The sequence below is a fragment of the Streptomyces sp. NPDC058632 genome (assembly GCF_042717095.1).
In the GTDB taxonomy this organism is placed as follows: Bacteria; Actinomycetota; Actinomycetes; order Streptomycetales; family Streptomycetaceae; genus Streptomyces.
Genome location: NZ_JBHXQZ010000004.1, coordinates 46457 through 70960, shown reverse-complemented (window position 1 = coordinate 70960; position 24504 = coordinate 46457). Strand labels below are relative to the sequence as shown.

At 70.9% G+C, this 24504-nt stretch carries 16 protein-coding genes, 1 tRNA gene and 3 pseudogenes; 16 read left to right on the top strand and 4 right to left on the bottom strand.

Features of this window, described 5'->3' with window-relative positions; all coding sequences use genetic code 11:
- Nucleotides 1–652: 652 nt before the first annotated feature.
- The gene (locus ACFWVE_RS03125) at nt 653–1348 is read left to right on the top strand and encodes a transposase family protein (RefSeq protein ID WP_384007675.1); all 696 of its coding nucleotides are present in this window, start codon (nt 653–655) and stop codon (nt 1346–1348) included.
- Nucleotides 1349–1531: 183 nt separating this feature from the next.
- On the opposite strand, the gene ACFWVE_RS03120 is transcribed toward ACFWVE_RS03125, so the two are convergent.
- Entirely contained in the window at nt 1532–2422 is an 891-nt protein-coding gene (locus ACFWVE_RS03120) for an LLM class F420-dependent oxidoreductase (protein WP_384007673.1), read from the bottom strand.
- Nucleotides 2423–3428: 1006 nt separating this feature from the next.
- Between ACFWVE_RS03120 and ACFWVE_RS03115 the strand changes: the two genes are divergently transcribed.
- Together ACFWVE_RS03115 and ACFWVE_RS03110 are read left to right on the top strand one after the other, a co-directional pair.
- Nucleotides 3429–3677, top strand: a complete 249-nt coding sequence (locus tag ACFWVE_RS03115) for a hypothetical protein (RefSeq protein ID WP_384007775.1) — start codon at nt 3429–3431, stop codon at nt 3675–3677.
- A 1121-nt stretch (nt 3678–4798) separates the two neighbouring features.
- On the top strand, nt 4799–5122 hold the full coding sequence (locus tag ACFWVE_RS03110; protein WP_384007671.1) for a hypothetical protein: 324 nt from the start codon (nt 4799–4801) through the stop codon (nt 5120–5122).
- A gap of 111 nt (nt 5123–5233) precedes the next feature.
- On the opposite strand, the gene ACFWVE_RS03105 is transcribed toward ACFWVE_RS03110, so the two are convergent.
- Complete coding sequence (locus ACFWVE_RS03105; protein WP_384007669.1) at nt 5234–7534, bottom strand: hypothetical protein; 2301 nt, start codon at nt 7532–7534, stop codon at nt 5234–5236.
- 3 nt (nt 7535–7537) lie between these two features.
- Nucleotides 7538–7609: transfer RNA gene (locus ACFWVE_RS03100), tRNA-Pro, on the bottom strand.
- An 835-nt stretch (nt 7610–8444) separates the two neighbouring features.
- Between ACFWVE_RS03100 and ACFWVE_RS03095 the strand changes: the two genes are divergently transcribed.
- From ACFWVE_RS03095 to ACFWVE_RS03070, 6 genes and pseudogenes are all read left to right on the top strand, one after another.
- Nucleotides 8445–8993 (top strand): TetR/AcrR family transcriptional regulator, encoded by a 549-nt coding sequence (locus ACFWVE_RS03095; protein WP_384007667.1) that lies wholly within the window; start codon nt 8445–8447, stop codon nt 8991–8993.
- Between the two features lie 25 nt (nt 8994–9018).
- Nucleotides 9019–11187: an MMPL family transporter gene (locus tag ACFWVE_RS03090; protein WP_384007666.1), complete on the top strand. Its 2169-nt coding sequence runs from the start codon at nt 9019–9021 to the stop codon at nt 11185–11187.
- A gap of 204 nt (nt 11188–11391) precedes the next feature.
- Nucleotides 11392–11802 (top strand): annotated as a pseudogene (locus ACFWVE_RS03085) (integrase core domain-containing protein); the annotation flags it as partial.
- Nucleotides 11803–12103: 301 nt separating this feature from the next.
- A complete protein-coding gene (locus ACFWVE_RS03080; protein ID WP_384007664.1) occupies nt 12104–14986 on the top strand; it encodes a PQQ-dependent sugar dehydrogenase in 2883 nt (960 codons plus the stop codon).
- Nucleotides 14987–15003: 17 nt separating this feature from the next.
- Entirely contained in the window at nt 15004–16785 is a 1782-nt protein-coding gene (locus ACFWVE_RS03075; RefSeq protein WP_384007662.1) for a ThuA domain-containing protein, read from the top strand.
- Between the two features lie 304 nt (nt 16786–17089).
- Nucleotides 17090–17362, top strand: a pseudogene (locus ACFWVE_RS03070) (IS6 family transposase); the annotation flags it as partial.
- Between the two features lie 111 nt (nt 17363–17473).
- Here ACFWVE_RS03070 and ACFWVE_RS03065 read toward each other — a convergent pair.
- Nucleotides 17474–17619 (bottom strand): annotated as a pseudogene (locus ACFWVE_RS03065) (sigma factor-like helix-turn-helix DNA-binding protein); the annotation flags it as partial.
- Between ACFWVE_RS03065 and ACFWVE_RS03060 the strand changes: the two are divergent.
- From ACFWVE_RS03060 to ACFWVE_RS03030, 7 genes are all read left to right on the top strand, one after another.
- Entirely contained in the window at nt 17617–17760 is a 144-nt protein-coding gene (locus ACFWVE_RS03060) for a hypothetical protein (protein ID WP_384007786.1), read from the top strand. The pseudogene ACFWVE_RS03065 and the gene ACFWVE_RS03060 sit on opposite strands and share 3 nt — an antisense overlap.
- A gap of 749 nt (nt 17761–18509) precedes the next feature.
- A complete protein-coding gene (locus ACFWVE_RS03055; protein ID WP_384007660.1) occupies nt 18510–19574 on the top strand; it encodes an NAD-dependent epimerase/dehydratase family protein in 1065 nt (354 codons plus the stop codon).
- Nucleotides 19571–20407 (top strand): UbiA family prenyltransferase, encoded by an 837-nt coding sequence (locus ACFWVE_RS03050; protein WP_384007658.1) that lies wholly within the window; start codon nt 19571–19573, stop codon nt 20405–20407. Before ACFWVE_RS03055 ends, ACFWVE_RS03050 begins: the two co-directional genes overlap by 4 nt.
- Entirely contained in the window at nt 20407–21588 is a 1182-nt protein-coding gene (locus tag ACFWVE_RS03045; protein WP_384007656.1) for an NAD(P)/FAD-dependent oxidoreductase, read from the top strand. The genes ACFWVE_RS03050 and ACFWVE_RS03045 overlap by 1 nt, the downstream gene beginning before the upstream one ends.
- Entirely contained in the window at nt 21585–22673 is a 1089-nt protein-coding gene (locus tag ACFWVE_RS03040) for a type III polyketide synthase (RefSeq protein ID WP_384007654.1), read from the top strand. Before ACFWVE_RS03045 ends, ACFWVE_RS03040 begins: the two co-directional genes overlap by 4 nt.
- Nucleotides 22670–23188 (top strand): isoprenylcysteine carboxyl methyltransferase family protein, encoded by a 519-nt coding sequence (locus ACFWVE_RS03035; RefSeq protein ID WP_384007652.1) that lies wholly within the window; start codon nt 22670–22672, stop codon nt 23186–23188. Before ACFWVE_RS03040 ends, ACFWVE_RS03035 begins: the two co-directional genes overlap by 4 nt.
- A gap of 10 nt (nt 23189–23198) precedes the next feature.
- The gene (locus tag ACFWVE_RS03030) at nt 23199–24227 is read left to right on the top strand and encodes an NAD(P)/FAD-dependent oxidoreductase (RefSeq protein WP_384007650.1); all 1029 of its coding nucleotides are present in this window, start codon (nt 23199–23201) and stop codon (nt 24225–24227) included.
- Nucleotides 24228–24504: the final 277 nt, after the last annotated feature.

Here is a 24504-nt window from a genome sequence, read left to right as displayed (position 1 = left end):
GGCACCTTTCTGATCTGGCGCCCGGAACGCACCGGGGTCCGTACCGAACGGTACGGACCCCGGTGTAATGAAGCGCGGGCACAGTTTATCAGCGGACCGCAATGCACCTCCGGCAGTGGTTTCTCCACCTTCGCCGGCGCCCCACCCTTCGTTTTGTCGTCCCCTCCTCGCTTTGCGGATCGTGTCGGAGAAGCATGACCGGGCCCGGCTCGGCACCAGCCCGAGTTCCACCTTCCTCCCACGTCCACCTGCTCGGACGTCGTCGCCGTCCTGAGCTGCCCGAGCCGTCCAGCCTCCCCGGCCAGGGCTGCCGCCGCACCGACGCCGAAGCCCCCGGCCCCAGCACCACTGTCTACGAGCTCGTGCACGGTAGGCGGTGAGGCGTCGAGCTCCTGATCGTCGATCCTGGCCGTGCGGTGGGGAACGCGTCTCGTTCAGCGATCACCAGCAACCGGAGGATCACGGGCCTGCCTGCCGACGTGATCGCTGAACTCGTCGCAGAGTCGGGACCGCTGTGGCATGAACGGCACCAGGCCAGACTTGCGTCCAGGCCGCGGAAGCGGGCCGTGGGCACCGGCGCGAAGCACCGGTTGTCTTCGTCGACCGGCTCCTGACCAGCCTCGTTCATCTTCGTCACGCGACCACGCACGACGTGCCGGCCTGCTGGTTCGGCGTGGACCGCTCCACCATCACCCGGGCCATCGGTGAGGTGCGGCCCCTGCTTGCCGAGCGCGGATGCACCGTCAGCCCCGACGTACGGCTGCGGACCCTGGCCGAGGCCGTCGACCACCTCGGCGCGAGCGGGACGACCGGCATCATCGGCGGCACCGAGATCCGGGTCCGCCGACCGGCCGTCGGACGCGAGGACCGGGACAAGTTCGTCTCCGGCAAGAACAAGCAGAACGCCGTCAAAACCATGGTCGGCACGGACGGCGACGGCCGGATGCTGTTCTGCAGTCCGACCAGGCCCGGCAGCTGCGCGGACATCACCCATGCCCGCCAGTTGGAGCTGGTCAAGCTCCTGGCCGACGGTCCCGCCGTGGAGATTCTCGCCGATGCCGGCTACCAGGGCCTGCGTGCACAGACCGGCGGGCGTGTGGTCACACCTCCGCATCGCAAGTTCAAGAAGAACGCTCCGGACTGGCACGAGGAGGGGTACGAGCGGCAGCGCAAGGCGCATTCCTCGTGGTGTATCCGGGCCGAGCACGGCAGCGCCCACCTGAAGAACTGGCGGGCGCCGACCCGCCACCTCGGCCGCCGCGAGCACATCAGCGACGTCGTCCAAGCCGTCACCGGACTGCTGTCCCATCAGCAGACCGCGGACCTGACGTCGGCACGGCAGACGTGAACACCGAGCCCCACCGCCATCCTCGACGCCTCACCGCCCACCGTGCACGAGCTCGTAATGAGCTGGGGCTTTACTTGCGTTGGTTGAGGATTATTCGTCCGCCTCGTGAGATTGACCAGCTCAACGAGATGAGAGTCAGCAGTGGCAGCACCTCCATGTCCGGCTGCCCGTGCGTGCCGTCCTCTACAGCTCGTCGGCGAATGCCCCGGCCAGCTGACGCCACTCGGCCCGCGGCAGGCCGGCGCCGCCCTCGTCGGCGGTGAGCACCTGGAGCGCGACGTGGTCGGCGCCGGCGTCGAGGTACTCCCGAGTCCGGGCCCTCACGCGCTCGGCGTCGCCCAGGGCGAAGAGGGCGTCGAGGAGACGGACGCTGCCGCCGTCCCCGAAGTCGCTCTCCGCGAACCCCAGGCGCAGCAGGTTGTCGGTGTAGTTGGGCAGTTGAAGGTACATCCTCAGCATGTTCCGCGCAGTGGTGCGGGCCCGGTCGAGGTCGGTGTCGAGCACTACCGACAGCTCCGGGGCGAGCAGCGCGTCGGGGCCGAGCACCTCGCGTGCCTCCGCCGTGTGCTCGGTGGTGACGAGATAGGGGTGTGCGCCCAGCGCCCTGCCGGCCGCGAGCTCCAGCATCTTCGGGCCGAGCGCCGCGAGGACCCGGTGTCCGGAGTTCACGGGCGGGCTGGCGGCGTCGAGTGCGTCGAGGTAGGCCACCATCGCGCTGTACGGCTTCGCGTACTGCGGCACCATCGGGCCGTGGCTGACGCCCAAGCCGAGGACGAATCGCCCGCGCGCGCTCGCGTCGATCGTTGCGATTCGCGCCGCCACCTCCTCGGCGGTGTGGTCCCAGATGCTGAGGATGCCGGTGGCCACGGTGACCGTGCGGGTGGCGGCGACGACAGCCGCGGCGTCGTCGGGCGAGGGACTGCCCCCGATCCAGAGAGTGCCGTACCCCAGCTCTTCGAGCTCGGCCACCGCATCCGCGATCGCCTCTTTGCCCGCGTCGTCCGCCCGCGACCTGTGCAGGGCACTGCTCCAGATGCCGACCCGTCCGAATACCTCGCGCGTTTCAGAAGTCATGGTGTGATCAACAACGACCCGTGCCCGCTATTCCCGGCCGGGCGGACATTCACCCGTTTCCCGCACTCCGACTGCGGGCCTACCGCCGCACCCCCCCCGCACCGGGGTGCCGGACGAGACTTGGTCGGACTTTCCAGTCTCCCGGCTTCGTGAATCCGGCCGCTTCAACGACCTGCTGAGCCGCCGCCTACGCACACTCCATGCCGAGTTCTCGTAGTGCGGTCAGCTGCTTAGCGGTGAGTGTGTCGCGCCTCGATTTGGTGTGTGACAACCACACTCCCAGCTTGATGACTACGGGATCCGTCTCACCGTCGACCGCGATGTGCTCGCTGTGGCTGCGGGGTACCGACCGGTCCGCGCCGTTTCGCCCCACACCATTGTGTGAGGGCCGCAAGTACGCGTTGAAACGCCGCTTGGGCTTTGCCCCGTCCCTTCCGTCGCACGTCGGCGTCGCCAACGCCTGTCGAGTCGCCTGACGGCTGAGGTACGGCGCGAGGGGGTCCGCTGGGTCCAGGAGCACGCGTGCGGCGTCGCGGACACCCCGCCCACCGCCGCGGGGCCGGCGACCGGAAGCGGAACCATCAGCGCCTTCCGGCCCGACGCCGACATCTTCGAGACGGTGGAGTGCTCGTTCGCCGTGCCGGCGGAGCGCTTCCGGGGACTGGCCTTCCTCGACCGGGGCCTGGACATCTCGCTGACCGACGAGCGTTCCCCGGGCGAGTCCCGGTCGGAACGGTTCCATTCTCCTGGCGGGGCACGGGACTTCGTCGCCTTCCTCGGGCGCGGGGCCGGGGCCCCCGCCCTCAGATGTCATCGGCTTCGAGCAGGAGGACGCGCACATGGCGGGGACGGTGGAGGTGACCCTCCGGTGGTGCGACTCCCCCCCCCGCGGAGCGGGTCCGGAGCTTCGCCAACGGTCGGCCCACCTCCGAGGGCGGCACGTACGTGACGGGCTTCCGCGACGGGGTGGAGGCCGCGGCCAACGCGTACACCCGAGAGCAAGCAGCTGCTGACGGCAGCGGACCCCGATGTCGGCGCCGATCGGACCGGCGAGGGCCTGACGGCAGCCGTGTCGGTGAAGCTGGACCATCCCGAGTTCCTCGGCACCACGATGGGCGGCCGGCTGGGCAACACCGCAGTGCGCGCCTGCCTCGCTGAGGCCGTCCGGGAACACCTCGGCAGGTGGCTGGAGGAGCACCCGGAACAGGCCGTGGCCGTCGTCGGCCGGATGGTCCAGGGCGCCCGCCGGGGCTGAGCAGCAGCGAACCGCCCCAGTCGGCTCGGGGGAACGGAACCGGTAGGGCCGGTCGGGGTGGAGTGCAGCCGATGGCCAGTTACCCGCTCAGGCCGTGCGGTCGACTCGCCCTCCGCCGTGCGGGCCCCCCGACACCGTGTCCTGTGTGGTGAGGCGGATGAGTCGCTTGTAGCAGCACAGGGCGGCCGGGAGAACTCGGCGGCGACGAGCAGGATGTCGAGCAGCTCGGACCGGACGGGAACCTGCGGTTCGGCCACGAGGCGGAGCAGGAACGGCAGAGCTGCCGGCATTGCAGCGCTCATCTGGAAGACGTTGTCCATCAGGACATTGGCGAGCACTCGCTTGGCCTCAGGAGCAGCGACCGGGTTGAGCAGACCACACAGCACGGCTGGTATTGCCGCGGGGCATCCAGGGATTTCGGACCAGGCGACCTCGCCGCAGCCGCGAAGTGCAGGATGTCCGCTGTCGGCTTGAGATGCTTGTGAGTGCTCACCCAGAAACCGGGCGACCTCCGCTTCCTTGGCCGCCGCGTCCAACACGCACCTCCTTGTGGTCCCCCTGTTGCACGGCACTGTTTTCTGACCAGCCCTCACATCATGGGCACTCTCCCCGGCCGAAGTCGCGTGCGCAAGCACAAAGCCCACCGCTGTTCGACGTCGGGGACACCGGCAGTGCACTCGGCTTGGCGAGTTAGACCCTGAGGTGTCTTGGCTGGAGTGAGAGAGGAAGTGACGGGGCGGCGGCCGGGGATCAGGGCGCAGCTCAGCCAGTTGCGCGTCGGCCGGGACCGCCGCGCCTGTGCCGCGTCAGCGAGGCGGGGAAAGTCGGCGGGGGAGAGGCCGGGGCGTGCGGGGTGCCGGCGTGCCGGCGTGCGGGGTGGTGCCACCGGCTGGAGGCGTCGCGGGCGACGCCGACTTCCACCACCGGCCCGGGTTCCATCAGCGTGACGTTCAGCATCTCCCGGCTGCCCATCCGGCGGAGAACGACCAGCCTGTCCACGGGGGCGCGTCCGTTGGTGGGGCCGGCCGGTCGGCCAGGGCGCGGCCGGCGGCGTTGTGACCGGCCGGTGAGGTCCCGCGCGTCGGCCGCGGGGGCGGGCCCGAGCGGGCAGAATCGTCCGTGTGGAAGCGCACCAGCCACCGGAGAGGACCCCTGACGGTCACTTCGTCGTCATCAAGGGGCGGAAGTGGCGGGCGACCGATCCGTCCGTTCCCGAGGAGATCGCCGCCCGTCTGCGGCGCCACCTCATGTCGGCCCGGCGCGCGGTGCGCTCCGCGACGACCGCGGGCGACCCGGAGGCCGAGCGGGCGGCGCGCGCACGCGTGAACCGGGCAAAGGTCGCGTTGGGGGAACGCGGTACCCCGTGGTGGGACCAGCCCGAGGGCGAGCGCCGCCGGCGTTGGGAACAAGGGCTCGCGTACCTCGATGCGGATGCGCAGAACTGAGGTCGTCATGCTGCTGGGGAGCGGGAGCGGGTCGTCCACAGCTGCCCGATCCGCTCTGCTGCGGACGTCAAGCCGGTGACCGCGTCACCCGCCGCGCCCGGGCTCTCGTCCTCACCGCATCCAGTGCCCGTCGGTGCTCCACCCCAGAAAGCGCCGGGCGCGGCCACCGTCCGCCGTGCCGTCACCGTCGAAAGCGCCGCCCTCGGTGACCAGGGCCAGGCCCGCCAGGGCGGGGGCCAGCCGGGTTGCGACATGGACGGGGTGGCGGGCCGTCTCCTCGTCCAGAGCTGTCAGGACCCGCCGCTGCTCCTCCGGCGGGCACAGGGACAGGTGGAAGACCATCTGGCGCCACGCGTACGCGGCGTCCTTGATGGTGCCCAATGGCCGCGGGTTGCGGTGCACACGGGAGACCGGTCGGCACACGGTCACGAAGCAGCGGTGCGCCAGGTCGGCCCAGCTGGGCCGCGGGGCGATGCCCACCCGGTGGACCAGCGTGGCCAGGTTGTGCGTGGTGAGGATCTGCGCCTGCTCGATCACCGTGCCGTTCGCCGCGGCCGACCAGGACCGCGACGCCGCCCCGGCCCGCTCGGCGCACAGCCGCGTGAAACCGGGAGAGGTGCGGGCACCGTAGGAACGGGTCAGGGCCGCGCCGGTCTCGGCGATCGCCAGGTCGCGGATCGCCGCGTAGTCGATGCCGTAGTAACGCTCGTACAGCGTGCCGCCGAGCAGTTCGCCCGCGACCCGGGCCGCAGTGAGGAACTTCGGGCTGAACGTGCCCATGAAGATGTCGGCGGCCAGCTCCTCCACGAACGGGGCTCCCATATCGCACTGACGTTCAAGAACGCCGAACTCGCGGACCAGCGGGTTGGGCAGGATCGTGCCCGGGAAGGCCTGCACGGCCAGCTCGCCCAGCTGCCGCAGCACGACGAGCGCGCCTTCGCCGTCCGGCTTGCCCGGCACCGCGGATCGCTGCCCCGACACCGCCCGTACCCAGGGAAGTTCCTCGATGCGCACCTGCCGTTCCAGGTTGAGCAGGAGCAATGAGCGGCGGCTGCCAAACGCCCGGTGGTTCGCGGCTGTCAGCGCTCGCAGCGTCCCGTCGCCGTACGACTGTGCGGTGGTGGCGGCGACCAATTGCGGCACCAGCTCGGCCAGGACCTCAGCGGACGGTACGACGCCCCGCTCCACGAGCGTGCCGAGCGGTGCGCTCAGCGCGGACTCGACCACCTGGCGGATCGTGGCCGGTACGACTGCTCCGGCGGGCAGGCCGGTCTCCCGGCTCTCCTCCTCGGTCACCGTGCCCAGGAGCGGGGCGACGTCGCTGATGCCCGCCTCCTGCGGGAGTACGGCGAGCCGACGCAGCATCAGCTGGGCCAGGACGTGGCGGGAGGGAAGCGTCGCCTGCTCGGCCTGGCGGCGGCGCAGGGCCATGTGCGCGGCGGAACCGGGCAGACCGCGCCGCCGCACCATGGAATCCACCGCATGCCGCAGCAGACCGAGCCGGCGCATCTCCAACGGCCGTCCGGCGACGATCTCCTCCAGCGCGCCGCGCAGAATGCCCAGGTTCTCCTTGGGGTTGCGGTGCTTGGTGCAGCGGGTGTGTTCCGCGGCGAGCAGCCGGTAGCGGCCGAGCAGGACCTGGCCGTGTGCCAGCCAGCCGGCATCCGGGACAAGTCCGAGGACCCGTCCGTCCCGCGCCGTCCGCAGCCAGTGGACGAGCAGCTCGTCGCCGAACGGCTGCCATACGGCGAGCGCCTCGCGTTGAGTCTCGACGGCCGCGTTGGGGCGCCGCTGTATCAGGGTGTCAACGGCCTCGGAGACGGTGTGCCGGTGGACGGCCGCGGTGGCGTCCGGCGCGGGCCCGTCAGCCGGGCGGGGCAGGAATCGCAGCCGGTCGGCGAACGGCTCCAGTTCCGCCACGAGGCCGAGCGCCGCGTCGGTCTCCCCGTGCCGGACCAGCCAGGCCAGGGTGAGAAGCGCGGCCTCCTCGGGCACGCCGATCTCGTAGTGGCCGCTGTCCAACCGAGCCCACAGCCAGGCGAGTCCGGGCTCGGTGAGGCAATAGGCGAAGAGCGCGCGCCGCTCAGTGGGCACCCCGAAACTCCGCGCGGCCTCGGTCTCGTACGCCTGGAGCGGGCCACCCGCGCTCGCGGTCCCGGTGGCGAAGCCGCCCCGCACCACCTCAAGAGTCACCCAGGGCGGAAGCCCGCACACGGGCGTACGCGAACCGACCGACAGCCGGCCTGCGGTCATTCCCGCCAGGACCTCACGCCAGCGCTGCCCGCGCACCTCGGCGCGGCGCCGGGTGCCGGCGTCCTCGTGGGTCAGCGCGGTCATGAAGGCCTTGGCCAACTGGGCCTCCGGATAGCACGGGGCCGCGGTGGGAGGCTGTTGCTCAGCGTTGTCGTTCATGAGCCGACGTGGCAGGTTCCGCCCCTGCGCCCTCCGGGTCCCGAGCCCGGTGCTCTGCTGCTGAGCTACACGCCGATGACGGCTGACGTTAGACGTCGGGATGATCACCCTGCAACCGGGTTTCCTTCGGGCCGCAAGCCCCGAGCACATCACGAAGGGAGCCGATCCGGAGCTGCACAGCGAGTTGCAGATCGCGTGGCAGCAGGACTTGCTGCGTTCTGGGCACTTCGGTGCAAGGGGTGCCGGTGCACGGCACCGGTTGCCGGGGCCGTGCGAGCGGGCCGGTCGGGAAGTCCTCCAGGAGTTGCTTCCTGCCCGCGCGGCGGGCTCGGGACTGCCGAAGCGGTGGAGTGCGTATCCGGCCGACCTCAGCCGGTACTCCTCGGTGACCGTCCCCGCGTACGGCCGCAATGCTCTCTCCCCGATCGGGTGACGGCGGACCGGTTCTGCGCGGATGTGGCTGTCTGTGACGGCTTGCGCTGCACGGGATGTCCACACGGTGCCGAGCCTGGTGTGGGCTACGCCGTAAGCCTGGTGTCCCTCCGGACGAGAATGTTCAGCCCGCCGGCATCGCCGCAGCCGACAGCCCTCTCATCGAACGCGCGAGTCGGCATCGTGAGCACGTTCCGTTTAGGGGGAAGATCGTGGAGTCGCGATTTTCGGGGACCTCATGAGTTTCAGAGGCCGGAAAACGGCAGGCGTTGCCGAAGGCGGCGCCGGCCTGCGGGTGCTGACGCGGTGAGATGCCCCGCAGCGCCGCACTCTCCGAGGGCCGGCGCTTCCGTGTGCGAGCCGACGAAGTCGGCCGCGTGCGCCCCGTGCAAGCCCCGGGCAGGAAGAGTGATGCAAGCCACGGCGACACGCTGTCCGATCGGTCAGTTCTGACCGATCGGACAGTTATGGTTGGCGCATGGCACGCTCCGCTTCCGCCATGCGCGGTCAGATCCTGGAGTCGGCACTGCGACTGTTCGCCGTGCACGGCTTCCGCGGTACCTCGTTGCAGGACATCGCCTCCGACGCGGGCTGCTCGAAGGCGTCACTCCTCTACCACTTCGCCGGCAAGGAAAAGATCCTCACCGAGCTGCTGACCCCGGCCCAGGACGCCCTCGCCACGCTGCTCGACCGCGTGGCCGGGCTGGAGGGCGGCCGGCTGGTGGAGGAGACCGTCGTCGGATACGTCGACCTGACGCTGCGGTTCCGCCGCGAGATCCGGCTTCTCTTCGAGGACATCGCCGAGATGTCCTGCCACCAGGACCTCAACGTCATGGAGCTGGCGGACGGCCTGCTGGACGCACTGGCCGGCCGCTCGCAGCAGGCACCGGCCCGGGTGGCGGCGTGGATGGTGCTGGGCGCCGTCTTCATCACCAGTGCCGCCGATGACGAGGTGGCGCCTGACGAGGTGCTGCGCGCCGAAATGATCCGCAGTGCGCTGCGGACGCTTGACCACACTCCCAGTTGACCCCTAACGGAAAGACCCTTCCCCCATGGCGACCTTGCTGTACCGGCTCGGGCGGTTCTCCTTCCGCAGAAGAGGCCGAATAGCCGCGGTCTGGCTGCTCCTGCTGACCCTGCTGGGTGTCGGAGCCGCCACCCTGATGGGCCCGACCAGCGACAAGTTCTCCATGCCGGGCACCGAGTCCCAGCGGGCGCTGGACGACCTCGACCGGCAGTTCCCGCAGGCCGGCGGAGCCACCGGCACCATCGTCGTCGCCGCGCCCGAGGGCGAGGAGCTGGACCCCGCCGCGGTGGCACCCGTGGTGAAGGAAGCCTCCGAGACCGACGGCGTCACCGCCGCCATGGACCCGTTCCAGACCGGCTCCGTCTCCCAGGACGGCCGCTACGCCCTGATCCAGGTGCAGTTCGACCAGGCTGCCGACGAGGTCACCGACGAGCAGAAGTCGGCCTACGAGGCCGTCGGCGCCGACGTCGAGGGCCTGCGGGTCGAGCACGGCGGCGAGGTCATGGGCGGTGAGGTGGAGATCGGCTCCACCGAGGCGCTCGGCGTCCTGGTCGCCGCGGTGGTCCTGGTCGTCACCTTCGGCTCGCTGGTCGCCGCCGGCATGACCCTGCTGAACGCGCTGATCGGCGTCGCGGTCGGCATGGCCGGTCTCTTCTCCCTGACCGGTGTCATCGAACTGACCTCCACCGCCCCCGTCCTGGCGCTGATGCTGGGCCTGGCCGTCGGCATCGACTACTCGCTCTTCATCACCTCCCGCTACCGCCAGTACCTCGCCGAGGGCCTCCAGCCCGAGGAAGCCGCCGGCCGTGCGACCGGCACCGCCGGCTCCGCCGTCGTCTTTGCCGGTGCCACCGTCGTCATTGCCCTGGCCGGTCTCTCCGTCGTCGGCATCCCCTTCCTGAGCGTGATGGGCCTGGCCGCGGCGGGCACCGTCGCCGTCGCCGTGCTGGTCGCCCTCACCCTGCTGCCGGCCTTCCTCTCCTTCGCCGGCAAGAAGATCCTGCCGCGCAAGCAGCGCCACGCGGGCGGGTACACCGCCGAGGACGGCACCGTCACCGAGGGCTTCGGCTTCACCTGGGGCCGGCTCGTCACCAAACTGCGCGTCCCGCTCCTGGTCGTCGGCATCCTCGGGCTGGGCGCGCTCACCCTCCCGGCCCAGGACATGCGCATAGCCCTGCCGGACGCGGGCACCGCCGCCGAGGGCTCCCCCGCACGCGAGGCGTACGACCTGACGTCCGAGGGCTTCGGTGAGGGCTTCAACGGCCGTCTCATCGCCGTCGTCAACGGTGAGGACGCGCAGTCCACTGGGGCGGCCGCCGAGAAGGCCACCGCCCTCATCAAGGACACCGACGGCATCCTGACCGTGGCCCCGCCGCAGCTGAACGAGCAGGGCACCACCGCCCTGCTGACCATCATTCCCGAGACCGGCCCGACCGCCGCCGCCACCGAGGCCGCCGTCCACGACATCCGCGACCGGGTCGCGGACATCGAGGGCGCCGACATCGCCCTCACCGGCGCGACCGCCCTGGGCATCGACGTCTCGGAGAAGCTCGCCGACGCCCTGCCGGTGTATCTGCTCCTGGTGGTGGGCCTGTCCGTCCTGCTGCTCATGCTGGTCTTCCGGTCGGTCCTGGTACCGCTGAAGGCAGCCCTGGGCTTCCTGCTCACCGTGGGCGCGACCTTCGGCATCACCGTCGCCATCTTCCAGGAGGGCCACCTCGCCGGACTGGTGGGCGTGGACACCCCCGGCCCGCTGGTGAGCTTCCTGCCGATCCTGCTCATCGGCATCCTGTTCGGCCTCGCCATGGACTACGAGGTCTTCCTCGTCTCCCGCATGCGCGAGGACTTCGTCCACGGCGCCGACCCGCAGGCAGCCATGGTCAGCGGCATGGGCCACAACGCTCGCGTCGTCACGGCCGCCGCACTCATCATGACGTCCGTGTTCGGAGGCTTCGTCCTGATGGACGACCCGATCATCAAATCCATCGGGTTCGCCCTCGCCGTCGGCGTGGTCATCGACGCTTTCGTCGTCCGCATGGCGCTGGTCCCGGCGGTGATGTCGCTGCTCGGCCGTGCCGCCTGGTGGCTGCCCAAGCCCGTCGACAAGGCCCTGCCCGACCTCGACATCGAGGGCGAGAAGCTGAACCGGCAGCTGGCCGCGGAGACGCGCGACGAGACCCCCGTCTCGGTCTGACCCGCGCACCGGCCGGACCGAACCCCGGAGGACGGGACCCGCACAGGGTTCCCGTCCTCCGGGGTTCCCCCGCTTTCCTCACCCCTTCCGACCGCCTCGGGGGGATGGGCCCGGCCTCGTACGCCGCCGTGCACGCACGCCCGAAGCGGCGGACCGGCGGGCGCGTCATCACACCACCGCACCGCAGGTTCGGGAAGAACGTGAGGCTGGTCCATCGCCGACCACGTGCGCACCCGGCTCGTCACCGACGCGATCGAAACGGCGGTCCGCGTCCACGGCGGCCGGGGCGACGGCGTTGTGTTTCACACGGACAGGGGCGCGCAATGTACGGCAGCGGCCTTCGCCGAGGTCTGCCGCCGGCACGGCATCCGCCGCCGCACGGGCCGCGTCGGCTCGAGTCACGACAATGCCCTGGCCGAGTCGTTCTTCCCGGGACTGAAACGGGAACTGCTCCACGAGCGACGCCTCACCTCGAAGGCACGGACACGGCTGGAGCTGTTCCACCGGCCGGCCTGCTACGACCAGCGTCGCCGCCATTCCGCCCTCGGTCACCTCACTCCAGTCGAGTTCGAGCAACAGCTGATCCCATCACCTACGCTGTCGCTCGTCGCATGAAACCCGGTGTCCACTCCCGAGGTCGAGCCTCAAGTGGACTTCTCCCAAACGAGGCCACCGGCCAGTCCGAGCAGTCCAGCGACTTTGCCCGGGCGGCAACGGGCGGCGATGAGCAAGATCCCACATCCGACACTCCGCGAGCTTTGTCCCGATCAAGGAGAAAGTCGAGATATCTCTCTCGAAAGGGGTTACGCGCCGGAACCAAGGCCGCTAACTTCCTTGAATCGAGCCGGTCATGTATCTGAAGCCCGGCTCGACGGCGCGACGGCGCGCGCCGGTGCTCCCTTCGACAGGACTGATCATGTCCTGTTGTCTACCCACACCTCGGGAGACGTCTGTGCGCACAAAACTGCTCAGACCCAGACTCGTCCGCTCGTTAGCGCTGGCGGTGGTGTGTGCCGCCGGCTGCCTGGCACCGGGAACAGCGGCTGCCGCATCGCCGGACCCAGCCGACGGCCCCAGGCCAGCGGTCGCGGAGTTCCAGCAGGTCACGCTCGCCAAGGGGGTGACCGAAACGGGCGAGCCCATGACCCTGACCGTGCTGCCGGACCGTTCGGTGCTGCACACCTCGCGCGACGGCACCGTCCGGCTCACGGACGGAGCCGGAAACACGAAGGTGGCGGGCAAACTCGACGTCTACAGCCATGACGAGGAAGGCCTGCAAGGCGTCGTGGCGGACCCGGCCTTCGCCTCCAACCGCTTCGTCTACCTGTACTACGCCCCCAGGCTGAGTACTCCGAGCGGTGACGCCCCCGCCGACGGATCGGCCTCCGACTTCACGCCGTTCGACGGCGTCAACCGGCTCTCCCGGTTCATCCTGAAGACCGATGGCACCCTGGATCCAACCAGCGAGAAGAAGATCCTCGACGTCCCGGCGTCGCGCGGCATCTGCTGTCACGTCGGCGGCGACATCGACTTCGACGCGGCGGGCAATCTCTACCTGTCGACCGGCGACGACACCAACCCGTTCGCCTCCGACGGCTACACCCCGATCGACGAGCGTGCGACCCGCAACCCCGCCTACGACGCCCAGCGTTCCTCAGGCAACACCAATGACCTGCGCGGAAAGGTCCTGCGCATCAAGGTCAACGCCGACGGAACGTACTCGATACCCAGTGGCAATCTCTTCCCGCCCGGTACCGCCAAGACCCGGCCCGAGATCTACGCGATGGGCTTTCGCAATCCGTTCCGGATGAGCGTCGACAAGGCCACCGGCACTGTCTACCTCGGCGACTATGGTCCCGACTCAGGGACCGCGAAGCCCGATCGAGGGCCCGAAGGCCAGGTCGAGTTCAACCGCATCACCAAGGCGGGCAATTACGGCTGGCCATACTGTACCGGCAAGAACGACGCCTACACCGATTACAACTTCGCCACCGGAACTCCTGGCACCACCTTCGACTGCTCGGCACCCGAGAACACCTCGCCGCGCAACACCGGCCTGACCGACCTGCCTCCTGCCCAACCCGCCTGGATCCCCTACAACGGCACCTCCGTACCGGAGTTCGGCGGCGGCTCCGAGTCCCCCATGGGCGGCCCCGTCTACCGCTACGACGCCAGTTCCACCTCCGAGGTCAAGTTCCCGCAGGAGTTCGACGGCGACTTCTTCCCCGGCGAGTTCGGCCGCCGCTGGATCAAGCGCATCGAAGCGGCCGGCGACGGCACCGTGCAGTCCGTCAACCCCTTCCCCTGGAGCGGCACCCAGGTGATGGACATGGCTTTCGGCCCGGACGGCGCTCTTTACGTCCTCGACTACGGCACCGGCTACTTCAACGGCGACGAAAACTCCGCCCTGTACCGCATCGAACACGTCACCGGCGGCCGCGCCCCGATCGCGCAGGCCAAGGCGAACGTCACTTCCGGCGAGGCACCGTTGACCGTCTCCTTCTCCTCGGCCGGCAGCTCGGACCCGGACGGAGACGCCCTCGGCTACTCCTGGGCCTTCGGCGACGGCGCGACCTCCACCGCCGCCAACCCCTCCCACACCTACTCGGCCAACGGTCAGTACACGACCACACTGAAGGTCACGGACACCACCGGCAAGACCGCTACGGCGTCCGTGCAGATCACCGTCGGGAACACCGCCCCCGCAGTGAGGATCGACCTACCTGCGGACGGACGCATCTACGACTTCGGCGCCGCGATCCCGTTCGCAGTGACGGTGGCCGACCCTGAGGACGGCACCGTCGACTGCTCCAAGGTGAAGGTCTCGTTCATCGTCGGGCACGACAGCCACGGCCACCCGCAGACTTCGGCCACCGGCTGCACCGGCACGCTGCAGACCCTGGCCGACGGCGAACACGACCCCAACGCCAACATCTTCGGCGTCATCGACGCCGAGTACACCGACAAGGGCGCGAACGGCCAGCCCGCGCTGACCACACACGACCAGCACATCACCCAGCCCACCCACCGGCAGGCCGAGCACTACGGTGACTCCGCCGGTGTCCAGGTCGTCAACCACGGCCCTGCCCATGGCGGCAAGACCGTCGGCCACATCGACAACGGCGACTGGATCTCCTTCACTCCGTACGCCCTTGACAACGCCACCAAGTTCACCGCCCGGGTCTCCTCCGCAGGTGCGGGCGGCACCATCGAGGTACGCGCCGGGTCCCCGACCGGCACCGTGCTCGGCACGGCGACCGTGCCGGTGACCGGTGGCTGGGAGGTCTTCCAGGACGTGACCACTGACCTGTCCAGTCAGCCCAGCGGTTCCACGACGCTGTTCCTGGTCTTCAAGGGCGGCACCGGCTCGCTGTTCGATGTCGACGAGTACTCCTTCACCACCTCCGGCAGCGGAACCTGGTCGGGCTCGGTCGGGGGAGTCAACGGCAAGTGCCTGGACGTGGAGGGTGGCGGCAGCGCGGACGGTACCAAGGTCCAGCTGTGGACCTGCAACGGCACCGCCGCCCAGACATGGACCCTGGCCGGCGACGGCACCTTCCGGGCCCTGGGTAAATGCCTGGACGTCTCCGGCGGCGCGAGCGCCGATGGCACCAAGGTCCAGCTGTGGACCTGCAACGGCACCGGCGCGCAGAAATGGGCACCCCAGCCCGACGGCACTGTCCGCAACCCCCAGTCCGCCAAATGCCTCGACGCATCCGGCGGCACCTGGAACGACGGAACCCCCGTCCACCTGTGGACCTGCCACACCGGACCCAACCAGAAATGGACTCTTCCGTAGGAAGGAGGCGACCGTACATGCACACTCGACTCAAGGCGGCTCTCGGTCTGTTCGCCGGCATCGCGCTCTGTATGACACCACAGGCCATGGCCGTGCCTGGTGTCGGTGACCAGCCGACCAGAGTGTCCCCACGGGCGGAGGCGGCCCCACGCCCCGCGCCCGCTCAGGCTGCCGATCCAGCCTACGAGATCCTGGTCTTCTCCAGGACCGCCGGCTTCCGGCACTCCTCCATCGACGACGGCATCGCGGCACTGCGGGCTCTTGGTACGGCCAACAACTTCACCGTGGACGCGTCCGAAGACCCCCAGGTCTTCACCACCGGAAATCTCGCCCAGTACGAGGCGGTCGTCTTCCTCTCCACGACCGGTGACGTGCTCAACGACGCACAACAGACCACCTTCGAGCAGTACATCAACGAGGGTGGCGGGTACGTCGGCATCCACGCGGCAGCCGACACCGAGTACAACTGGCCCTTCTACGAGGGACTGGCCGGTGCCCTCTTCCACTCCCACCCGGCCATCCAGTCCGCCACCGTCGAGGTCGAGGACCGCGCCCACGACGCCACCGCCCATCTCGGCACGACCTGGCAGCGTACCGACGAGTGGTACAACTACCGCACCAACCCCCGCACCACCGCCCACGTGCTGGCCTCCCTTGACGAGTCCAGCTACTCGGGCGGGAACATGTCCGGCGACCACCCGATCGCCTGGTGCAAGGACTACCAGGGCGGCCGGGCCTTCTACACCGGCGGCGGCCACACCGACGAGTCCTACGCCGACCCCGCGTTCCGCCGGCATCTCCTCGGCGGCATCCGCTGGGCGGCCGGCATGGCCGAGGCGGACTGCCGTCCCGAGACCGGCTTCACGCCCCTGTTCGACGGCTCCGCCACGACCGGCTGGAAACAGGCCGGTCCCGGCGGGTTCACCCTCGCCGACAGCACCCTCACCTCGTACGGCGGGCTCGGGATGCTCTGGTACTCCGCCAAGGAGTTCACCGGCGACTACTCCCTCAAGCTCGACTGGAAAGCCGCCGGCGATGACAACTCGGGCGTCTTCATCGGCTTTCCCGCCTCCGACGACCCCTGGTCTGCGGTGAACAACGGCTACGAAATTCAGATCGACGCGACAGATGCGGCCGACCGCACCACGGGTGCCGTGTACGGGTTCAAGTCCGCCGACATCGTCGCACGTGACGCCGCACTGAACCCGCCCGGCGAGTGGAACACCTACGAGCTCCGCGTCACCGGTGAGCGACTGGAGATCTTCCTCAACGGACGCAAGATCAACGACTTCACCAATACCGACCCCGTGCGCAGCCTTCAACAGGGCCACATCGGCATCCAGAACCACGGGGACGGCGACGACGTCGCGTTCCGCGACATCCGTATCAAGGCGTCGGGCGACACGCAGCCGGGCCCCTGGTCGGGCTCGGTCGGGGGAGTCAACGGCAAGTGCCTGGACGTGGAGGGTGGCGGCAGCGCGGACGGTACCAAGGTCCAGCTGTGGACCTGCAACGGCACCGCCGCCCAGACATGGACCCTGGCCGGCGACGGCACCTTCCGGGCCCTGGGTAAATGCCTGGACGTCTCCGGCGGCGCGAGCGCCGATGGCACCAAGGTCCAGCTGTGGACCTGCAACGGCACCGGCGCGCAGAAATGGGCACCCCAGCCCGACGGCACTGTCCGCAACCCCCAGTCCGCCAAATGCCTCGACGCATCCGGCGGCACCTGGAACGACGGAACCCCCGTCCACCTGTGGACCTGCCACACCGGACCCAACCAGAAATGGACCCTGCCATGACGACCTGAGCGACCCATAGACCATTGCGGCACTGCACATGCTGGTGAGGGTCGGCGTGCATGCCGGCCCTCACCCGTAGTCATCGACGCGTGTTCCTTTCGAGCACACGGCCTCGACCCGAGCGCACGGCGGGGAGCACGCCGGTGTTCAGCTTCCGAGGAAATCGGTCAACCGCGGATCGTGGACATCAGCAGCTCGTGGGTATCGACGTCGGCGGTTGCCACGAGCTCACGGCCTGGTGTTCTCACGTCGGCTGAGCGGGTGGGACGATCTTCGGGTTGATCATGCTGGAGGGGGATCGTCTGTGGTGGGTACGTCGCCGTCGTACAGGGGGCACCGGTGCCAGGTCGAGGTGGTCCCGCACTGCGTGGGGCTGTACTTCCGCTTCCCGCTCAGCTTCCGCGAGGTGGAGGAGCTGATGCTCCGGCGCGGCGTGACCGTCTCCCACGAGACGGTGCGGCGGTGGTGCCTGAAGTTCGGACAGGCCTGTGCCGACGGACTGCGCCGCCGCCGTCCCCGGCCGGGGGACAAGTGGCACCTGGACAAGGCCCGGGACAGGTGGAAGACCATCTGGCGCCACGCGTATGCGGCGTCCTTGATGATGCCCAATGGCCCGCGCACCTGAGCACCGCGATCGACGTCGCGATGTGGCCGAGCTGCCACAGGACCTGCCGGCGGGGTCGGTCGCCTACGCCGCCGAAGGCAGCCACGCCTCCGGAACCGGCGGCGGGTCCGGTGCAGACGGGAGCGGACCGTTCCCACCGGCAAGGAGAGGGTCTGCGCCATCTCCTCCTCGGTGAGTCCGTAGGCGCGCAGGGTGAGCACCTGCCGGTGGGAGAGGGTGAAGGCGGCCTCCAGCTCGTCGCGGCCCTCCGTGAAGTGGACCCGGCTGTCGTAGTGCACGGGAACGACACGGCGGGCGCCGAGGAGTGCGCGGCCTCGGAGGCCTGGGCGCTGTCCAGGACAGCGCCGTAGTGGCGGCCCTTGCGGGTGGCGTACTCGTCGGCGCCGACCACCCGCGGCGCCGGCACCCGCGGCTCTGGCAGCGAGTCGAGCAGACGCAAGACGGACTGCGGCCAGGGCCGAACGCAGCCGCTCGGTCCGCTGACCGTGCCTGCGGGTCAGACCAGGTATCTGCTCCACGAAGGTCCGGCGCGGACACATGGTGCTCCCGCACCGGAACCGCCGAAAGAGGAGCTGGAGTACGACGCTTCGTCCGGCGCTCGGTACGTCGGCGGGACACCGCAAGTAGGAGCTGTGAACCGAGTCGACCAGGCTCCGCATCCCGGACAGGCGGCGCCAGCAGCAGCGCATTGCGCCTCGACGCGCGCTATCTCCATATCCATGTCCACCGACAGCACCGCGACGTCCGCGATCGACGGAAACAACAGCTCCTCCAGCCGGAGCACAACCTCTTCCACGGCCGGGACTCCCAGCCCGACCACCTTGACCGCAGTTCATTTTCGGGCGGCCTCGCAGGTGCCCGGAGGCGCTCAGCCGTCACTCACAGTGGCCGCAGCACGGAAGTTGAGCCAGAGCCGTTTCTCGTGAACATCCACGAACGGGTTGATCACTGAACGCTGCTGAAACTCGTCAACAACGCTGCTGCTGAAGCTGAACGAAGCCACGCACACGACGCGCAGTACACCGACCGGCTGACGCTGGTGTCCCCCGGATGCCGGAGTGCCCCGTGTGAGCGGGGGAGCGACGGGGCATCATCCTGCATGCGCATCGTGGTCACCGGGGTGACCGGGAACATCGGTTCTGTCGTCGTGCAACGCCTGCGTGCCGAGGGCACGCACGACCTCGTAGGTCTGGCTCGACGGCTGCCCGAGGGCCCCGACAGCCGTGGTGTCGACTGGCGCTCGGTGGACCTCAGCACCGAGGCCTGCCACGACGCGCTCGTAGAGGCGTTCACCGGTGCGGACGCGGTCGTTCACCTGGCGTGGGGCTTCCAGCCGTCCCACGCTCTTGCCTACCTCGCCCAGCTCGGCGTCGGCGGCACCCGCCGCGTGCTCCGAGCCGTCACCGAGACCGGTGTCCCGCACCTGGTCCACATGTCCTCGGTCGGCGCCTACTCACCGAAGAAGGACGACCGTCCGGTCGACGAGTCCTGGCCCACCGGGGGCGTGCGCAGTTCGCGGTACAGCCGCCACAAGTCGGCGGCCGAGCGCCTCCTCGACGGGCACGAGGCCTCCGGCGCCGGCACGCTCGTCACCCGCCTGCGGCCGGGGATCGTCGGGCAGCGCGCCGCAGGCAGTGCCCTCCTCCGCTACGGCGTGCCCGCCCTCGTGCCCCCCAAGGTGCTCGACCTGCTGCCGGTCCTGCCGATGGACCGGAGGCTGACCATTCCGATGGTTCACACCGACGACGTCGCCGAGGCGATCGTCGCGGTGCTCCACCGGCGCGCGGGCGGTCCGTTCAACCTCGCCGCCGCCACGCCCGTGACCGCGGCGGTCATCGCGGACGCGCTCGGCGCCAGGCTGGTGCACGTGCCCTCCGCAGTGATCCGCGCCGCCATGTCGGCCGCCTGGCACACGCACCTGCAACAGGTCGACACCGGGTGGCTCGACATGGGCTTCGCGCTCCCGACGCTGGACACGACCCGGGCGCGCACGGAACTCGACTGGGCCCCGACCAAGGACGGCCCGCAGGTGCTCGCCGAGGTGATCGAGGGCATGAGGGAGGCCGCGTCCGGCCGGACACCCGTGCTGCGCCCACGCACCGTCCTCGGCGCGCTCGGCGACGCGATCCGTCACGGGCCGGTCGCTGTGCGGCGGCGCCCGTGACCGCCGGCGCGGCCCCGACGCGCTCCGGGCCGCAGCCCGTGCTCGCGCTGCTCGCTGCCGCCCACGGCGGGCCTGCTCTGGCGGTCGGCGTCATCGCGGGCCTGCTCGCGTTCCGCAGTGACCTGCGCCCGCTCGACGCCGCCATCCTCACGGGGGCGGTACTCACCGGCCAGCTCACGATCGGTTGGGGCAACGACCTGTGCGACCTTTCTCGCGACCGCGCCGTCGGCCGCGCCGACAAGCCGTTGGTCACCGGAGCCCTCCCGGTCGCCTGGGCGGTGCGCGCCCTGGTGGCGGCCGGATTCGCCTGCCTTGTGCTTTCCGCGCTCGTCGGCTGGCGCAGCGCGCTGGTCAACGTCATCCTCGGTGCCGGCGCGGGCCACGTCTACAATCTCGGGCTCAAGGCGACCCAGTGGTCCTGGGTGCCGTACGCCAGCGCCTTCGGGACGCTGCCCTCGGTCGTCACCCTCGCCGGCCCCGCCCCGGCCTGGGCGCCGCTGTGGATGACCGGCGCCGGGGCCGCGCTCGGTGTCGGGGCGCACCTGCTCAACACGCTGCCCGACCTCGCCGACGACGAACGCACCGGCGTCCGCGGCCTGCCGCACCGGATCGGCGAACGCCCCTCGCGCGTCCTGGCCGTCGTACTGCTGTCCGCCGCCTCACTGCTGGCCGTTCTCGGTCCCGCCGGGTCTCCTCCGGCATGGGAGTGGGCGGCCCTCGTGCTGGTGATGGCCCTCGCGGTGCTCACGCTGGTCGCCCGGGGACGCATCCCCTTCCGGGCCGCGCTGGCCATCGCCCTGCTCGACGTCGTGTTGCTCGTGGCGGCCGGTTGATGGCGCCGGCACCCACCCACTGGGACCTTGCGGTGGTCGGCGCCGGGCCGGCCGGTGCCGCCACCGCCCTGGGCGCGTTGCGCGCCGACCCGGATCTGCGCGTCGCCCTCCTGGACCGGGCGGACTTCCCGCGGGACAAGGCCTGCGGCGACGGGGTGGCCCCGCACGTCCTCGACCTCCTCGCCAAGGTCGGCGTCACCGGTCTCGTCGACGACCGGGTCCCGGTCGACCGCCTCCGCCTCGGCCGTGGCGGCCTGGTCGCCGAGCGGCGGATGGCCCGCCCGGTGTGGGTGGTACCGCGCCGGATCCTCGATGCCCGACTGGTCGACGCGGCCGTCGCCGCCGGCGCCCGACTCCTCCGGCACCGCGTCCGCGATCTGCGGCAGCACACCGACGCGGTGGTCCTGGACGGGGAGGTCTCCGCCGAGGTCGTGGTCGGTGCCGACGGCGCCCACTCGGTCGTCCGACGCGCGCTCGGCCGGCCCAGCGGTCCGGTGGCCCTGGCGCTGCGCGGTTACGCCCCGGTCGGACCCGGGCGGCGCGGCGCGCAGGTCATCGAGTTCGGCACCCGGCACCAGCCGTCGTACGCCTGGTCCTTCGACCGCGGTGACGGCCTCGCGAACGTCGGGTACGGCGAGTTCCTCCACGAGGACCGTCCGGCGCCGAACCGTGCCCAACTGCTCGAGCGTCTCGAGGCGCTCCTGCCCGGCGCCTCCGAGAGCGGGCGGCACTGGGTCGGGCACCACCTGCCGCTCTCGACGGCGCGCTGGCGCCTCCCGACCGGCCGCGTACTGCTCGTGGGCGACGCCGCCTGCCTGGTGAACCCGCTGACCGGGGAGGGCATCCACTACGCCGTGGCCACCGGCATCACGGCCGGTCGCGCCGCCGCCGCGGCCCTGCGTGACAGACGGCCCGAGGGGGCGGGGGAGCGGTACGCCCGCGCCACCCGCCGGATCCTGCTGCCCCACCTGCGTCACACCGCCCTGGCCGCCCGGCTCGCCCGCAGCACGCACGTCATCGAGGCCGGACTGCGGGCCTCGGCCGCCGACCAGCGCGTCTTCGACGACTTCGTCGAACTCGGTCTCGCCCGGGGCCGGCTCACCCCCACCGTCGCGCTCGGCCTCGGCCGGGCGTTCCTCACACCCGTCCGTCCGTCCGGCCGACCTCAGGAGCCAGCATGAGCATGCGCGTCCTCAGCGTCCGCGGCGTTCTGCCCGAGCACTGCCACCGGCAGGAGGAGATCACCGAGTCCTTCACCACCACGCTGGTCGAGGGCGCGCTCGACCGCGGCGTCGTCGAGCGGTTCCACCGCAACGCGTGCGTCGAGACCCGGCACATCGTGCTCCCGCTGGAGGAGTACGCCAGGCTCGGGGACTTCGGCCGGTCGAACGACGTCTTCATCCGGGCCGGCGTCGAGCTCGGCGGGCGCGCGGTCGTCGATGCGCTCAAGGACGCCGGCCTCACCCCGGCCGACGTCGACTACATCGTGTCGTGCACGGTGACCGGTCTGGCCGTCCCCACGCTCGAGGCCCGCGTCGCGGCGCAGATCGGGCTCCGCCCCGACGTGGTGCGCCTGCCCCTCGTCGGCCTCGGCTGCGTCGCCGGCGCGGCCGGCATCGCACGCCTGCACGACCTGCTGCGCGGTCGCCCGGACGGAGTCGCGGTGCTGATGTCGGTCGAGCTGTGCTCGCTCACGCTCCAGCGCGAGGACACCTCGGTCGCCAACCTCGTGGCGAGCGGCCTGTTCGGGGACGGTGCCGCGGCGGTGGTCGCCGTCGGTCCCGAACATCCACTCGCGCGGTCCGACCACCCCGCCCGCCCCGAGGTGCTCGCCTCGCGCAGCCGCCTCTACCCCGACTCGGAGCGCACGATGGGCTGGGACGTCGGGCCCGGTGGGTTCAGGATCGTGCTCGACTCCTCGATTCCCGACCTGGTGCGCCGATACGTCGGCGACGACGTTCGCGGCTTTCTCGCCGACCACAAGCTGACCGACGGCGACCTCGGCTGGTACGTCGCGCACCCCGGCGGTCCCAAGGTCATCGAGGCCTTGCAGGAAGCACTCGGGGTCGAGCGGGACGCCCTGGCCGTGACCTGGGACTCGCTGCGCCGGATCGGCAATCTGTCCTCCTCCTCGGTACTGCACGTCCTGGCGGACACGCTCGCCGACCGCCCACCTCGGCCCGGCTCCCACGGGCTCATGCTCGCCATGGGCCCGGGCTTCTGCTCCGAACTCGTCCTCCTGCGCGCCCCGGGGGAGGAGGGATGAACGGTCAGGTCCTGTTCACCGTCCTGGTCCTGGCCGTCGGTCTGGAGAGGATCGCCGAGTTGGCCGTGTCCCACCGCAACGCCGGCTGGAGCCTTGCACGGGGCGGCGTGGAGTCCGGGCGGGACCACTACCCGTTCATGGTGGTGCTGCACACGGGCCTGCTCGTCGGCGCGCTCGTGGAGGTGTGGGTGCGCCGACCGGACGCCGTACCGGTCCTCGCCTGGACCATGCTCACCCTCGTCGCGGCCTCGCAGGCGCTGCGCTGGTGGTGCATCGCCACCCTGGGCCGACAGTGGAACACCCGGGTGATCGTCGTGCCCGGTGCTCCGCGCGTGACCGGCGGCCCCTACCGCCGGCTCCCGCACCCGAACTACATCGCCGTCGTCGTCGAAGGGCTCGCGCTCCCGCTGGTGCACTCGGCCTGGGTCACGGCGGCCGTCTTCACCGTGCTGAACGGGTTCCTGCTCGCCACCCGCATCCGCACCGAGGACGCCGCCCTGGCGCGGCTGGCCTGAGGGGACGCGCATGGACCTGCTCGTCGTGGGCGGGGGACCCGCAGGTCTCGCCACGGCCCTGCACGCGGCCCGGGCGGGGCTCGAAGCGACCGTCTGGGAACAGCGCGCCGGCACCATCGACAAGGCGTGCGGCGAGGGGCTGATGCCGGGTGCCGTCGCCGGTCTGGCAGCACTCGGCGTCCACCCGCCGGGCTACGACCTGCGGGGCATCCGGTACGTAGCCGGGGCACACCGGGCCGACGCCGACTTCCGAGCGGGCCCGGGCCGCGGAGTGCGCCGCACTGTGCTGCACGCGGCGCTACGCGAGGTGGTGCTGGCCGCGGGCGTGCGGGTCGAGCAGCGCGCCGTGCGCCGTGTCGAGCAGGACGAGGACGGTGTGGTGGTCGACGGCACCCGTGCCCGCCACCTCGTCGCGGCCGACGGCCTGCACTCACCGATCCGCCGGGCCCTGGGGCTGCACCGCCCGTGTCGGGCCCACCGGCGGCACGGGCTGCGGCGCCACTACGCGCTCACCCCCTGGAGCGACCACGTCGAGGTGCACTGGGCCCGTGACGCGGAGGCCTACGTGACCCCGGTGTCCGACGACCTCGTGGGCGTCGCGGTGCTCACCGCCGACCGGGGACCGTACGACGACCACCTCGCCGCCTTCCCCGAGTTGCAGGAGCGGCTGGCCGGAGCCGGGACCGCCACACCGGCGCGCGGGGCGGGCCCGCTCCGCCAGGACGCGAGCGCGCGCACCGCCGGCCGGGTGCTGCTCGTCGGTGATGCGGCCGGCTACGTCGACGCGCTGACCGGCGAGGGCATCGCGCTGGCGCTCGCGCAGGCGTCGGCGGCGGTGCGGGCAGTCATCAACGGCGACCTGGCGGCCTACGAACGGGAGTGGCGGAGACTCACCCGGCGCTACCGATGGCTGACCCACGCGCTGCTCGGCGCGACGAGGGTGCCCCCGCTCCGCACGGCGCTGGTGCCCGCGGCGCAGCGGCTGCCGTGGTTGTTCTCCGCGACCGTCGACGCGCTGGCGCGTCCGCCGGGGACGTGATCCGGCGGGCTCCGGGCACTGTCGGCCACGACGGCCGGCGGCCTCGATCCGGTTCGCGGTCCTCGTGTCGGCCGCGAGGTGGGCAGGGTGTGCGTGTGCGGCCGACCGGCCGCCATCCGCACCACGCACATCCCGGATCTACGTTCCTCATGTCGTCGTCTCCGGGCTGTGCCCGCACCATGCAGGGGGAACATGTGGGTACTGACCGGGTGGGATGATCTTCTGGTTGGTCATGCCACCCGGTCAGTCAACGTGACAGTGCCCACGGCGGCGGTGC